This window comes from Thermomonas sp. LB-4 (genome assembly GCF_036409385.1).
GTDB lineage: Bacteria > Pseudomonadota > Gammaproteobacteria > Xanthomonadales > Xanthomonadaceae > Thermomonas.
The window spans coordinates 1-13,597 of sequence record NZ_JAXOFT010000009.1 but is presented as its reverse complement, the minus strand read 5'-3'; the positions used below and the strand labels follow the sequence as shown (position 1 = coordinate 13,597).

Genomic DNA, 13,597 nt, shown 5'->3' with positions numbered 1-13,597 from the left:
CGCCGGGATGCAGGCGCAGCGCCTGCGGCGATGTGCGTGGGCGCCCGTTTGGGTGATGGGCTGCCGGCCGGCTAACTGCTGCGACGGCGGAACAGCAGCCAGGACACCACCAGCATCAGCACCGGCGGCATCGCATAGGCGATGCGGTAGTCGAAGCGGAAGATGCCGGCCAGCTCGCCGAAGATCAGCTGCAGCACCCAGAAACCGAGCGCGAACACGATGCCGATGAACACCCGCTTGCCGTAGCCGCCGCTGCGCAGCGAGCCGAATGCGAACGGAATCGCCGCCAGGCACAGCGCCAGCACATTGAGCGGATAGAACCAGCGGCCCCAGTAGACCTCTTCGAACTTTCCCGACTCCAGCCCGTTGCGCTGGCGGTATTCGATGCTCTGCGCCAGCTCGCGGCTACCCATGTTGCGCGGCTTGGTCACGCTGGAGGCCAACGCGGTCTCGTCGAGCTGCGACTTCCAGTGCTCCTGCGCGGTGCGGTTGCGGCTCACCGACTTGGCGTGGAAGGTGGTGCGTTCGACGCCGCGCAGCTGCCAGCCGCCGGGGCGATGCTCGGCCACATCGACGTTGGCGATCGACTGCAGGCGGCCGTCGCCATCGAACTGGAACAGGCGCACGCCGCGCAGCTCCAGCCAGCTGTCGCCGCCGCGCTGCTTCTGCTCGCCGCTGCGCGCATTGAGGAACATGTCGCCTTCGCGCGCCCACAGACCGCTGTACTTGGACACCACCAGATCGGTGTTGCGCACCGATTTCAGCGCCTGCGCGCGCTCCTCGCCCCACGGCGCCAGGGTCTCGCCGTTCACCACCATCAGCAGGGTCAGCAGCGCCAGCGAGGCCGCCACCGACACGCTCAGGCGCCGCCGCGACAGGCCCAGCGCGCGCAGCGCCGTCAACTCGGACGAGGCCGCCAGCTGGCCCAGGCCGAGCAGCGCACCGATCACCGCCGCGGTCGGGAACAGATTGTAGGCGCGCCACGGGATACTCAGCCCGGTGACCGCGATCGCGTGGTTGGCGGTGAAGGCGCCCTTGCCGATGTCGCCGACGCCGTCGGCGAACGCCAGCACCACGTCCAGCCCGAGCAGTACGCCCCAGGCCAGCAAGACGCTGCCGATCACCGCCCGCGCGATATAGCTGTCGTGCAGCCGCGGCCAGTGTTTCATCGCCGCCTCCAGGGCCGCGCCACGCGGCCGTCGCGCGCATACAGCCACGCGCCCAGCGCCAGCATCGGCAGCAGCAGCCACCACAGCCCGGCGGCCACCGGCAGCCGGCCTGTGGCCAGCCATTCGGTGCCCAGGATCATCAGGAACACTCCCACCAGATAGGCCAGGAAGGCCAGCAGCAGCGCACCGTGGCGCGACTGCCGCGGCGAGCTGCGCGCCAGCGGCAGCGCCATCAGCGCGAACGCCAGCGCCAGCAGCGGCGGCGCGATCCGCCAGTGCAGCTCGGCCCGCGCCGGCGCAGCGGGGTCCGCCAGCAGCTCGCCCAGGGTCTTGAAGGCGGGATCGTCCATGCGGCGCTGGTCGTCCGGCGCCGGCAGCTGCATCTCGTTGCGGGCGTAGTGCATCAGCCGGTAGTCGAGGTCCTGGCCAGCGAGCGGACCTTCCACCCGGAACCCGTCCAGCAGCGCCAGCACCCGCGCACCCTGGTCGCGGTACAGCTCGCCGCTGCGGGCGGTCGCCACGTCCATGCGGTCGCCGCGCTCGCGGAAGATGAACACCCGCGCCAGCTTGGTACCGTCGCTCGACATCTCGCCGGCGTAGGCCACCCCGCCGCTGGCCATCGGGGTGAAGCGGCCCGGCTCCAGCCCGGCCACCAGCAGGTTCTTGTTGGCTTCGATCACCATGCCGCGCGCCAGCCGGTTCGCCCACGGCCCCAGCCACAGCGAACAGGCGGCGATCGCCAGCAGCACCGGCAGCGCCACCAGCAGCAGCGGCCGCAGCAACCGGGCCGGCCCCACGCCGGCGGCGGTCAGCACCTGCATTTCCGAATCGCGGTAGAGCCGGCCCACCGCCAGCAGCAGCCCCAGCAGCAGCGCCAGCGGGAGGATCAGCGGCAGGTAGCCGAGCAGGCGCAGGCCCAGCTGCGACAGCAGCAGCGGCGGCGGCACCTTGCCGGCGGCCATTTCGCCGATCAGGTCGGCAAACACCCCGCCCAGGCTGACCATGCCCAGTACGACCAGCGCGGCGAGCACGGCACGGGCGAATTCGGCGCTGAGGTAGCGATCCAGCTTCGGCATCAGGCCGGCCTGCTCCAGAACATGCTTTAGAATTGGGGTCCGCCACGCGCGGCGACTCGCCCGCGCCCGGCGCGGCCGCGCATTGTAAGCGACCCAGCCCGCCTGCCCGCCGGCCACAACCGGCAGGCCGCCTTCTTTTTCGTGATACAGCCCGGATACCTTGTTCGATGACTCTCGAATTCAGCCTGAACCAGACCGCACCCGCCTCCGCCACCGTCGACTGCATCGTGGTCGGCGCCTTCGCCGACGGCAGCCTGACGCCCGCCGCGCAGGCGCTGGATGCCGCCAGCAGCGGCCGCATCCGCGCCCTGCTGGAACGCGGCGACGTGTCGGGCAAGACCGGCAAGAGCGCCCTGCTGCACGACCTGGCGGGCGTGGCCGCGCCGCGCGTGCTGGTGGTCGGGCTGGGCGAGGCCGGCAAGTTCGGCGTGCCGCAGTACCTCAAGGCGGTGGGCGATGCCGCCCGCGCGCTGAAGACCGGCCCGGTGGCCACGGCGCTGTTCACCCTGACCGAAGTGGCGGTGAAGGACCGCGATGCCGCCTGGAACGTCCGCCAGGCGGTGATCGCCACCGACCACGCCTGCTACCGCTACCTCGCCACCCTGGGCGAGAAGAACAAGAAGCGCGAGGACAAGGGGCTGCAGCACCTGCACGTCGCCGGCACCGACACCGCCGCGCTGGCGCAGGGCGTCGCCATCGCCGCCGGCGTGCGCTTCACCCGCGAACTGGGCAACCTGCCGCCCAACATCTGCAACCCGGCCTACATCGCGCAACAGGCGCAGGAGCTGGCGGCGCGCAGCGAAGGCGTCGAGTGCGAGGTGCTGGACGACGCGGCGATGGAAGCGCTGGGCATGGGCTCGCTGCTGGCGGTGGCGCGCGGCAGCGCGCAGCGCCCGCGGCTGGTGGTGCTGAAGTATTCCAACGGCGGCGACGCCAAGCCCTACGTGCTGGTCGGCAAGGGCATCACCTTCGACACCGGCGGCGTCAACCTGAAGACGCAGGGCGGCATCGAGGAGATGAAGTACGACATGTGCGGCGCCGGCACGGTGCTGGGCACGTTCGTGGCCGCAGTCGGCATGCGCCTGCCGGTGAACCTGGTGTGCATCGCCGCGGCGGTGGAAAACGCCATCGACGGCAACAGCTACCGGCCGTCCGACGTCATCACCAGCATGTCCGGCAAGACCATCGAAGTGGGCAACACCGACGCCGAAGGCCGCCTGATCCTGTGCGACGCGCTGACCTATGCGCAGCGCTTCCAGCCGGCCGCGCTGGTCGACGTGGCCACGCTGACCGGCGCCTGCATGGTGGCGCTGGGCAAATACGCCACCGGCGTGATGACCAAATCCAGCCACGACCTCGCCCGCGAGATTCTTGACGCCGGCGAAACCGTGTTCGACCGCGGCTGGCAGCTGCCGCTGTGGGACGAGTACCAACCGATGCTGGATTCGGCGTTCGCCGACATCTACAACATCGGCGGCCGCTGGGCCGGCGCCATCACCGCCGGCTGCTTCCTGTCGCGCTTCACCGACGGCCAGCGCTGGGTGCACCTGGACATCGCAGGCAGCGCCTCCGACGACGGCAAGATGGGCATGGCCACCGGCCGGCCGGTCGGCATGCTGTCGCAGTGGCTGCTGGACCGCGCCGGATGATGCCCCTGTAGGAGCGCACCGCAGGGGCGCGATGCCTCGCGCAGGGAAAGGGGTCGGATTGCAGTTTCGCGACGATGCCCATTTGATTCCAATCCGGCGCGAAATTCACTCCAACCCCTTTTCCCCTGCCCCCCTTCCCCCGTGCGCTCCTACGGAAAGCCGCCATGCCCCGCGCCGACTTCTACCTGATCGACAAGCCGCGCTTCCGCGAACAGCCGCTGCTGCTGGTCTGCGAGCTGGCCAAGCGCGCCTTCGCCGCCGACCTGCCGACGCTGGTGCTGGCCCGCGACATGGCGCAGGCGGAAGCGCTGGACGACCTGCTGTGGTCGTTCGACCCCGACGAGTACCTGCCGCACCAGATCGCCGGCATGGACGAGGACGAGGACGAAGCCCCGATCCTGATCGCCACGCCGGACGCGGACGTGCCCTCACGCCCGCTGCTGATCAACCTGCGCGACGCCGCGCCGGCCGGCGGCTTCGAGCGCGTGCTGGAAGTGGTGCCTGCCGACCCGGCCGCCCGCGGCCCGCTGCGCGAGCGCTGGAAGCACTACCAGGCGCAGGGCTTCGCCGTGAAGAAATACGATATGTGACCCGCACCGTCATTCCCGCGAAGGCGGGAATCCAGTTTTCGCTCTTTCCAGGAGCTGGATTACCGCCTTCGCGGGAATGGCGAGCCAACGCCGCATCTTAAAGACACTGGATGTCCGCCCTCGCGGACACGACGAGCAAATCCATGACCACCCTCGCCTCCGGCTTCGACCCCCAATCCTTCGAAACCCGCCTGTACCAGCAGTGGGAAGGCAGCGGCGCGTTCGCGCCGACCGGCGACGGCCCGGCCTACACCATCCTGCTGCCGCCGCCGAACGTCACCGGCACCCTGCACATGGGCCATGCATTCCAGCACACGCTGATGGACGCGCTGGTGCGCTACCACCGCATGCGCGGCTTCCGCACCCTGTGGCAGATGGGCACCGACCACGCCGGCATCGCCACCGAGATGGTGGTCAGCCGCAACCTCGCCATCGAGGGCAAGGGCGAGACCCGCGACTCGCTCGGCCGCGAGCGGTTCATCGAAAAAGTTTGGGAGTGGAAGCAGCACTCCGGCGACACCATCGAGCGGCAGATGCGCCGCCTCGGTGCGTCCGGCGACTGGTCGCGCAGCGTGTTCACCATGGACCCGATGCCGTCGCAGGCGGTCACCGAAGCCTTCGTGCGCCTGCACGAGCAGGGCCTGATCTACCGCGGCCAGCGGCTGGTCAACTGGGACCCGGTGCTGAAGACCGCGATCTCCGACCTGGAGGTGGTGAGCGAGGAGGAGAACGGCCACCTGTGGTCGATCCGCTACCCGCTGGCCGACGGCGCCAGCTACGAGCACGTGGAAGTCGATGCCGACGGCAACGAGCTCCTGCGCGAGACCCGCGACTACGTGGTGGTGGCCACCACCCGTCCGGAAACCATGCTCGGCGACACCGCCGCGATGGTGCACCCGGAAGACCCGCGCTACCTGGCGCTGCACGGCAAGTCCGTGCAGCTGCCGCTGACCGGCCGCCGCATCCCGGTGATCACCGACGACTACGTCGACCGCGCCTTCGGCACTGGCGTGGTCAAGGTCACGCCGGCGCATGACTTCAACGACTACGCGGTGGGACAGCGGCATCAGCTGCCGCTGATCAACATCTTCACCGACGACGCCAAGGTGGTGTCCGACCGCGACGACATCGCCGACAAGTACCGCGGACTGGACCGCTTCGACGCGCGCAAGGCCATCGTCGCCGACCTCGAGGCCGCCGGCCTGCTGGTCGAGGTCAAGCCGCACAAGCTGCAGGTGCCGCGCGGCGACCGCAGCGGCCAGGTGATCGAGCCCTATCTGACCGACCAGTGGTTCGTGCGGATGGACACGTTGGGCAAGCGCGGGCTGGAACTCGCGGAGAGCGGCGCGGTGAAGTTCGTGCCGCCGAACTGGATCAACACCTACCGCCACTGGATGGAGAACCTGCAGGACTGGTGCATCAGCCGCCAGCTGTGGTGGGGCCACCGCATCCCGGCGTGGTTCGACGCGGCCGGCAAGGTCTTTGTTGGCCGCAGCGAGGCCGAAGTGCGCGCGGCGCACGGCCTGGGCGATGCGCCGCTGCGGCAGGACCCGGACGTGCTGGAAACCTGGTTTTCCTCGGCAATGTTCCCGTTCAGCACGCAGGGCTGGCCGGACCCGGCGGCAATGGCCGAGCGCGGCTTTGACCGGCACATGCCGTCGAACGTGCTGGTCACCGGCTTCGACATCATCTTCTTCTGGGTCGCCCGGATGGTGATGATGACCGACCACTTCACCGGCCAGGTGCCGTTCCACGACGTCTACATCACCGGCCTGGTGCGCGACAAGAACGGCCAGAAGATGTCGAAGTCGAAGGGCAACGTGCTTGATCCCATCGACATCATCGACGGCATCAGCGCCGACGACCTGGTCGCCAAGCGCACCTTCGGGCTGATGCAGCCGAAGATGGCGGAGAAGATCGAGAAGGACACCCGCAAGGAGTTCCCGAACGGCATCAACCCGCACGGCGCCGACGCGCTGCGCTTCACCATGGCCGCGCTGGCCGGCCCCGGGCGCGACATCAAGTTCGACCTGGCCCGCGCCGAGGGCTACAGGAACTTCTGCAACAAGCTGTGGAACGCAACGCGCTTCGCGCTGATGAACGTCGGCGATGCGAGCTTCAGCGGCAGGCCGCAGCCGCGGACCGACGCCGAACGCTGGATCCTGTCGCAGCTGGACCGGGTCAGCGCGGAAGCCGCCGAACACTTCGCCAGCTACCGCTTCGACCTGCTGGCGCAGTGCCTGTACGAGTTCACCTGGAACCAGGTCTGCGACTGGTTCGTCGAGTTGGCGAAGCCTGCACTCAATGGCGCTGCACAGGGAAGTGCGAGTGTCGCTGAAGGCAGGATGCCGGAAGCGACCGATGACGCCGCCACCGCGGACAGCACCCGCCACACCCTGCTGCATGTGCTGGACGCACTGCTGCGCCTGCTGCACCCGCTGATCCCGTTCGTCACCGAGGAACTGTGGCAGGCGGTGGCGCCGAAGCTCGGCAAGTCCGGCAGTCTCATGCTGCAGCCGTACCCGCAGGCAGGCGACCTCGACACCGGCGCCTTCGCGCAGGCCGACGCCGACATCGAATGGCTGAAGGCGATGGCCAGCGCGGTGCGCCGCATCCGCAGCGAACTGGGCGTGTCGCCGGCCAAGCAGCTCACCCTGCTGGCGCGCGGCGGCACCACCGAGGATGCGTCCCGCCTGCAGCGCTTCGACGCCTCGCTGCGCTTCCTGTGCAGGCTGGAGCGGATCGAATTGATCGCCGGCGAGCCGCCGGCTGCCGCGCCGGCCGTGGTTGGCGAGCTGCAGCTGTTCGTGCCGCTGGAGGGGCTGGTGGACCTCGATGCCGAGCGCGCGCGCCTCGATAAGGAAATCGCCAAGGTGGCCGCGGAGAAAGACAAGAGCGAGGCCAAACTGGCCAGGTTCGGCGCCGGTGTGCCGGCCGCGGTGGTCGAACAGGAGCAGGCGCGGCTGGCCGACTGGACCGGCCGGCTTGACGCCCTCTCCACCCAGCGGAGTAGGCTGGGCTAGGACCCGCGCCCACCCGGACGCGGCCTCGAGTGCGGGACGACACACACTCCAGCCAGGGCATCCCGCAGATGGCCAGCCAGATTCCAGCCAACGATGCGCCCGTCGCCGCGGATCCATACCGGCAGCTGCTGGACGAGGTGGGCGCGTTCGTCTACACCACCGATCTGCAAGGACGCTACACCTACGCCAACCAGCTGGTGCTGGACCTGCTCGGCGGGCATCCGCTGGAGGCGGTGCTGGGCCGCTCGTTCACCGATTTCGTCGACATCGGCGAAGCCGGCAGTTCCCTGCGCCAGACCGACCGGCGCGTGCTGGAGCTGGGCGAAACCATCGCCCGCGAGGAAACCAACCACATCCACGCCACCGGCGAGACCCGCAGCTACTGGTCGATCAAGAAACCGCTGCGCGACGCCGCCGGCGCCATCGTCGGGATGATCGGGATCTCCCACGACATCACCGAAAAGAAACGGCTGGAAGACCGCGTACGCCGGCAGAAGGAACTGCTGGACACGGTGCTCGACAACATCGACGGGCTGGTCTACGTGAAAGGCGCCGACCGCCGCTTCCGCTATGCCAACCGGCACCTGGCCGATGTGTTCGGCCGGCCGGTGGACCAGATCATCGGCAGGCTGGACAGCGAGCTGATGCCGCGCGAGGCCGCCGATGCGTTCTGGGAAAAAGACCTGCACATGCTGGCCACCGGCGAGCGCTACGCCGGCGAGGAATCCCTCGTCGACTCCGCGGGGCGCCTGCGCCACTACTGGAGCGTGGTGGTGCCGTGGCCGGACTTCAACGGCAGTCCCGCGCTGATCGGCCTGGTCACCGACATCACCGAACTGCACGCGCTGAAGGAGGAGCTGCAGCGCCAGGTGCGCACCGACAGCCTGACCGGGCTGGCCAACCGGCGCAGCTTCCAGGAGCGCGCGGAAAGCGAGTTCGCGCGCAGCCGCCGCCACGGCACGCCGCTGAGCCTGGTCGCCATCGACATCGACCACTTCAAGCGGGTCAACGACGGCTATGGCCACGCCGTCGGCGACCACGTGCTGCGGGACTTCGCCAGCTGCTGCCAGCAGGCCCTGCGCGAGGAGGACCTGTGCGCGCGCACCGGCGGCGAGGAGTTCTGCATCCTGCTGCCCGACACCGACGCCGATGCCGCCCGCGCGATTGCCGAACGCATCCGGCTGATGACCGCCAGCTGCCGGCCCTGCCCGGAGCATCCCGCGCTCGCGATCACCGCCAGCTTCGGCATCGCCTGCGTCGAACCGTCGGATCCCAGCTTCGACACCGTGTTCTCGCGCGCCGACCGTGCGCTGTACGCGGCCAAGCAGCAGGGCCGCGACCGCAGCTGCGTGCTGCATGCCCAGCCGGCAGACGCGGACGCGCTGCGCCGCGAACCGGCAGCGCAGGCGCGCCACGACTGATCCCGCCCTGTCGCCACCACTACCCGCATCCGGTCGGGGCCGCGTCGCAGAATGCGTCACGGGGCTGGAGGACGACCCTCGCAGGAGGCGCAGCAGCCTGCATCTGGTGGCCGCAGGCACAAAAAACCCCGCAAGTCCGCGGGGTTGGCTGCGACGCGTGGTTGGTGGCTATGGGTGGAATCGAACCACCGGATTATGAGCCCGTGACAGCTGAAATACGCCAAAAGCCACCAATCTACCTAAGCCGGTAAACCTAGCGCGCCATCCTGGCACTTAGATCTAGAAAAAATCCCTTAGAACAAGCCTATTTATCGAATTTCAGTTGTTTTACATACAACTCTGGCAAAACTGGATGAAATGCGATTGAGGGTGACTGAGCTAGATTGAATTTGTAAATCGACTGTCACGTCCACTTGCGGCGCTTGTGACCCTAGCACTACCTTCGGGCACATGGACGGAAGCATACCGAACAAGGACATCTTCTTCGCACTAGATCGGGCGACCATTCCGGAGGCGTGGCGGCCCGATCTTAGCCGTACTCTTCTCGAGATCGGGGCGGCCATCAGGCCTCTTGATCGACCTATCCTCGCGCCCCTGATTGCCAAGCTCGCCCTGCACGCCCAGGAACTCAAGGCGCATGCGTCGATGAACGCGCCGGTCGAGTCTCCGAATCAGATCCACAGGCATCACCCGGGCAGCGCGACGTTGTTCAGGTATCTACATGGCCGATCTGCAGGCCTGGAACAACTGACCAGCATCGGCCTTTGTGCCCTCCTGGAGGCAAGCGAACCGGACAGGGGTCCCCCTATGCGGTTGCTGTCGACCATACGCGGCGCCCTAGACACACCCAATTCACCCTTGTCAGGCGCGCTGGGCGCCGTCTCCTCAATCCCCGAACTTGTCCGGCTCGTTGAGACCGACGAGGCCATCAGAAAGGCGCTTCCCCCTCACTTCATTCAGCAGTGGGACTCCTGGCTGCGTCCTACCTTGGCCCGGTGGATGCTGGCGGACCCCGACCGCGTGCGACGGGCGCTGGAGCCTCAAGCCCTTGCCACCCAGCTGGAAGATCCGACGCTGCTTGTCTCGATTGAGACGGGCGACCTTGAGGGCGGCACCGCCTTGTCGTGCCTTGGCGTTCCCGCGACAGTACCTGAGGCGGCAGTGACGACCACGAGTCGAGCGGGCCGTGCCGCTTCCGACCGTTTGGAACGAGAAAGTGCTGGCGATCTGATGGCTCCCCCCGAGCTGCGGCTTCCCAGGCCTGTGGATGAGCGGCTATGTCATGAGGCAATCCGTCGCGCGGAAAAGGGGCCTGGTGAGGATCTGGCCGGCCGCGAGCCCTTTGCCGCCCTGACGCTGCTCCTGGCCGGCGCCGTCCGGGAGATCGACCTGCGCGACATCATCTGGGGTGGAGAGGACGCCGCGCGCCAATACGCGATCGACCCCCACGAGCCGGTGCTCTACAGGCGCCTCAAACGCCCCGCCAATGCCGTCATCCCCCCGAAAGGCATAGGTGAATGGTTGCAACCGTGCACCGAAGTGATGGCGTGGCCATTGCCCCACTCGTTGCATGCCACGCTACTCGCGCTCGCGGATGGGGAAGCCGTTAGTGGCCAACCGGTCCTACCTTTGCTCGCCGCATCACCGGCACCGCCCTATCGGATGCGGGACGTGATCGCCCAAGTACTCCCTGAGGCCAACGTGGGGGCATTGGCACCGCGTCTTGCGCTGGCCTCTGAAATTGCCGCGGTATTGGGCACCGAAATGGCCCAGCTCGCGATGGCGGACACCTTCGGCATGTCGTCGATCCCTGCCTACTACTCGGCCATGCCTGAAACTGAGCTGGCGACCTACATTGCCGGGATCCAGTCCCGCCGTTTTGGTGAGCTCATCACCGTGATCCCTGGACGGGACGCCTACATGGGATCACGGCTGGTCCTGACCGATTCCGCCGCCAAGGTGTGGCCCAAGAACCTCCGGGAGGCGATGAAGCAGGCGTCACACCAGCCTTGTGCCTGGCTGGCGGAATGGATCGCCCACCGAGATCACCTGGTCGCTGCGCTTTGCGCCATCACGGGACACCGTCCCGAAGATGCATTGGGACGGATTTTCTTGTGGGACGTCATCCCTGAGTACGGGTTGATCATCCTGCAGGACAAGCAGGTGGATGCGCTGCGTGCCACCCGCATCGCGGCCACTGGCCGTCTGTGGTTGTCGGATTTTCGCCGTTACCTCGATCGCCTGATCGAAATCGCGGCACAGCATGGAGGCGAACCCGCAGGCGAGCTGGCCACCGCGATTCTTCGAGGTGAACAAGCCTTGTTTAGCGTGCCAGCACCAGATGGCACGGTCGCTCCTATGACAGCCACCCGCCTCCGCGAGGGCATGCCTCCCGAACTGCAGTCCGTCGACAACTTCTTCCGCCATCGGTTGAACCAACACCTACTGGCGATTCGGGTCGATCCGGAACTACGGCATGGCCAGCTTGGCTGGGTGGTGTCCGCAGCGCACCTCCATGCGGATCTCTCGCCGCGCGCACCGGTCGATCTGGGGCGCGAGCTTGAATCGGCCATTGACGAGCTGCTGGTCAAGGACGGCTGGTACCTACCCTCGGCGCGGAAGACACGCTGGACATGGGATGGCATTCCCATGCCGCAACCCAAGGATTGGGACGCCGTATTCTCATCGCACAAGCGCCAGCACGAGGAAGCACTGAAACGGCTCCGACTGCAGCTCCGCGATCGCTGGAAAGAATGCGAGAGTTCGGTCCTGGCTCGGTTGGCGGAGGCCTTTCAGGAGTTCAGCCCGCTCCTACGCGTCGATGTCGAGAACAAGCGCCTCGACAAGATCGACGGTATCGAAGGCCCCGTCGAGCTCGGGCCCGATCACCACGCACTGATCTGCGATCGGGTGCGGCTGGGAGATCTTGATCCTTCCAGTGGACTGGAAGCGGCCACAGCCAGGATCCTGCTTTACCGTCTTGTGCGTCGCGCTCGGGAGCGCGGGGTCGTCCAAGGCCCTATTCCCGGGCGTCCCTACCTGAGTGTGACAGCCGACCCTTCGCCCTTCGTACCCGGTTTGGGTCTGGCGGTTCGGCACGCGCACGCGCTACGACAGGGGCTCGAGGCCAGGGCCAGCATGGGCTACGTGCGGGACCAAGGGCAATTGACCGTCTGGTCCGTCTTGGCGTTTTCGATGTACAGGCGGTTGTCTTGGGCACAGGCGGCGACGCATGCCGCTCGCACGGCCATGCGTGCCGAGGCGCGTGGACACGTTATTCGCGTCAATGCGCGAGTGGATGGCGCTGATTTCCACATGGTGTTCAGCGGCGTGCCGGCGACCTTGATCTCAAAAAGAAAACGCCACGCACCCACCTCCCCAGCACCTTCCCTAGAAGCTTTGGAAGACTGGGCCATCTCGCACCTCTCCCACGACATTGCTTGGGGTGGACGATCCGTTGCCGCCACCAGAATGGAAGGCGCCCTCATGGCGGCTGCCTGCATCGAACTGTCCGGGATCGAGCGTCTGCTTCTGCAAGCGGGAACGCAAACAGCAGCCGAAACCCCCGTTCGCAACATCGCCCGCGATGACAACTGGCCTGTCCACACGGCCAACAACACCCAAAAGGAAAAGGACGCCAGCGGCACGGAACCGCCCTTGGAGGATCAAGCGGCAGCCAAGCTTTCCAGGCCGAATCAAAGGCAAAACTATGACCGCTTCATTGGCCTGCTGAACAAGCGCAAGCTCGGACGCCTCAAGGCAACCAAAGCCAGCAAGCCAGAACAGGCGTCCGATGGCACCCATGGTTGGCGTCGCCGGCTTCGGGTGGAGCTTGAAAAGCTCCATGGTGAGGTCAGCCAGGATCTCAACCTCGTGCTGTTAATCCGCTATGTACTGGATCACCTTCGCTACGGCAGTGAGGACGGTAATCGCCTATCTCAGCACTCGTTGCGTCGCGAGGTCTCCCAGATCGGTTGGACGCTGCTCGACCTTCTTGGGGATCGCGAACTCGTCAGCTTATCTGCGGAGGAGCTTCACCGCCTCTACAGGGAAGTTCTGCTTTCCAAGACCAGCAAGGGCAGGCCGTACGCGTTCGAGGAATTGCTGCGCCTTCATCGTTACCTGATGCGGGTACATGCACGACCCGTCGTGGACATGACTGAACTGGCTGTCATTGCCGGATCGCGGGCACTGGGCATCCACCCGGCGTTGTTGACGCTTGCCGAGCGTCAGTCGGTCTTGGAGGAGCTGCAGGCCGACCACGCGCGCGAAGCGCAACGAATTGATGCAGGCCCTGACTTCCTGCGGATTGCGCAGTTGCGGGTCATCTTGTTCTTGATCCTGGAGGCATCGGGCATTCGACCGGGTTCAGCGTACGGACTTACTTTGGGCGACGTCCTGCTTTTCGGAGACGCAGGGGATTATGTCCATATCCGCTTGGGGGACTACGCTGAGTCCAAGACCGCCACCTCGCGGGGCTTTGTCTCCCTCACCAGCGAACTCTGGACGAAGCACCGACATCAAATCCAGCAGTGGATCGATGAGCAGCGAATCCTCGATCCAAGCGGGTGGCGAGATCTGCCCCTGTTCGCAATGAAGGCGGGCGGAAAGACGGGGTTCTACCCCGTTTCCACGGACGGTTGGGTTAAGAGTCTAAAGGCCTGGTCCT

At 66.8% G+C, this 13,597-nt stretch carries 7 protein-coding genes; 5 read left to right on the top strand and 2 right to left on the bottom strand.

The window, feature by feature from the left end; all coding sequences use genetic code 11:
* Positions 1-71 precede the first annotated feature (71 nt).
* Together lptG and lptF are read right to left on the bottom strand one after the other, a co-directional pair.
* Entirely contained in the window at positions 72-1,169 is a 1,098-nt protein-coding gene (gene lptG, locus SPK54_RS08025) for an LPS export ABC transporter permease LptG (RefSeq protein ID WP_330947402.1), read from the bottom strand.
* Positions 1,166-2,245 carry an LPS export ABC transporter permease LptF gene (gene lptF / locus SPK54_RS08020; protein ID WP_330947401.1) on the bottom strand — a complete coding sequence of 360 codons (1,080 nt, stop codon included), beginning with the start codon at positions 2,243-2,245 and terminating at the stop codon, positions 1,166-1,168. Before lptF ends, lptG begins: the two co-directional genes overlap by 4 nt.
* Positions 2,246-2,412: 167 nt before the next feature.
* Between lptF and SPK54_RS08015 the strand changes: the two genes are divergently transcribed.
* From SPK54_RS08015 to SPK54_RS07995, 5 genes are all read left to right on the top strand, one after another.
* The gene (locus tag SPK54_RS08015) at positions 2,413-3,894 is read left to right on the top strand and encodes a leucyl aminopeptidase (RefSeq protein WP_330947400.1); all 1,482 of its coding nucleotides are present in this window, start codon (positions 2,413-2,415) and stop codon (positions 3,892-3,894) included.
* Positions 3,895-4,058: 164 nt separating this feature from the next.
* Positions 4,059-4,484 carry a DNA polymerase III subunit chi gene (locus SPK54_RS08010; RefSeq protein ID WP_330947399.1) on the top strand — a complete coding sequence of 142 codons (426 nt, stop codon included), beginning with the start codon at positions 4,059-4,061 and terminating at the stop codon, positions 4,482-4,484.
* Between the two features lie 143 nt (positions 4,485-4,627).
* Positions 4,628-7,507 carry a valine--tRNA ligase gene (locus SPK54_RS08005; RefSeq protein WP_330947398.1) on the top strand — a complete coding sequence of 960 codons (2,880 nt, stop codon included), beginning with the start codon at positions 4,628-4,630 and terminating at the stop codon, positions 7,505-7,507.
* 68 nt (positions 7,508-7,575) lie between these two features.
* Positions 7,576-8,928 carry a diguanylate cyclase gene (locus tag SPK54_RS08000; protein WP_330947397.1) on the top strand — a complete coding sequence of 451 codons (1,353 nt, stop codon included), beginning with the start codon at positions 7,576-7,578 and terminating at the stop codon, positions 8,926-8,928.
* Between the two features lie 450 nt (positions 8,929-9,378).
* Positions 9,379-13,597 (top strand): hypothetical protein (locus SPK54_RS07995; protein WP_330947396.1); only part of this gene is annotated, 4,219 nt, incomplete at its 3' end.

Coding starts and splice junctions, on each gene's coding strand:
- lptF (WP_330947401.1), bottom strand. CDS start 2,245: ATGCCGAAGCTGGATCGCTACCTCAGCGCCGAATTCGCCCGTGCCGTG.
- SPK54_RS08015 (WP_330947400.1), top strand. CDS start 2,413: ATGACTCTCGAATTCAGCCTGAACCAGACCGCACCCGCCTCCGCCACC.
- SPK54_RS08010 (WP_330947399.1), top strand. CDS start 4,059: ATGCCCCGCGCCGACTTCTACCTGATCGACAAGCCGCGCTTCCGCGAA.
- lptG (WP_330947402.1), bottom strand. CDS start 1,169: ATGAAACACTGGCCGCGGCTGCACGACAGCTATATCGCGCGGGCGGTG.
- SPK54_RS08005 (WP_330947398.1), top strand. CDS start 4,628: ATGACCACCCTCGCCTCCGGCTTCGACCCCCAATCCTTCGAAACCCGC.
- SPK54_RS08000 (WP_330947397.1), top strand. CDS start 7,576: ATGGCCAGCCAGATTCCAGCCAACGATGCGCCCGTCGCCGCGGATCCA.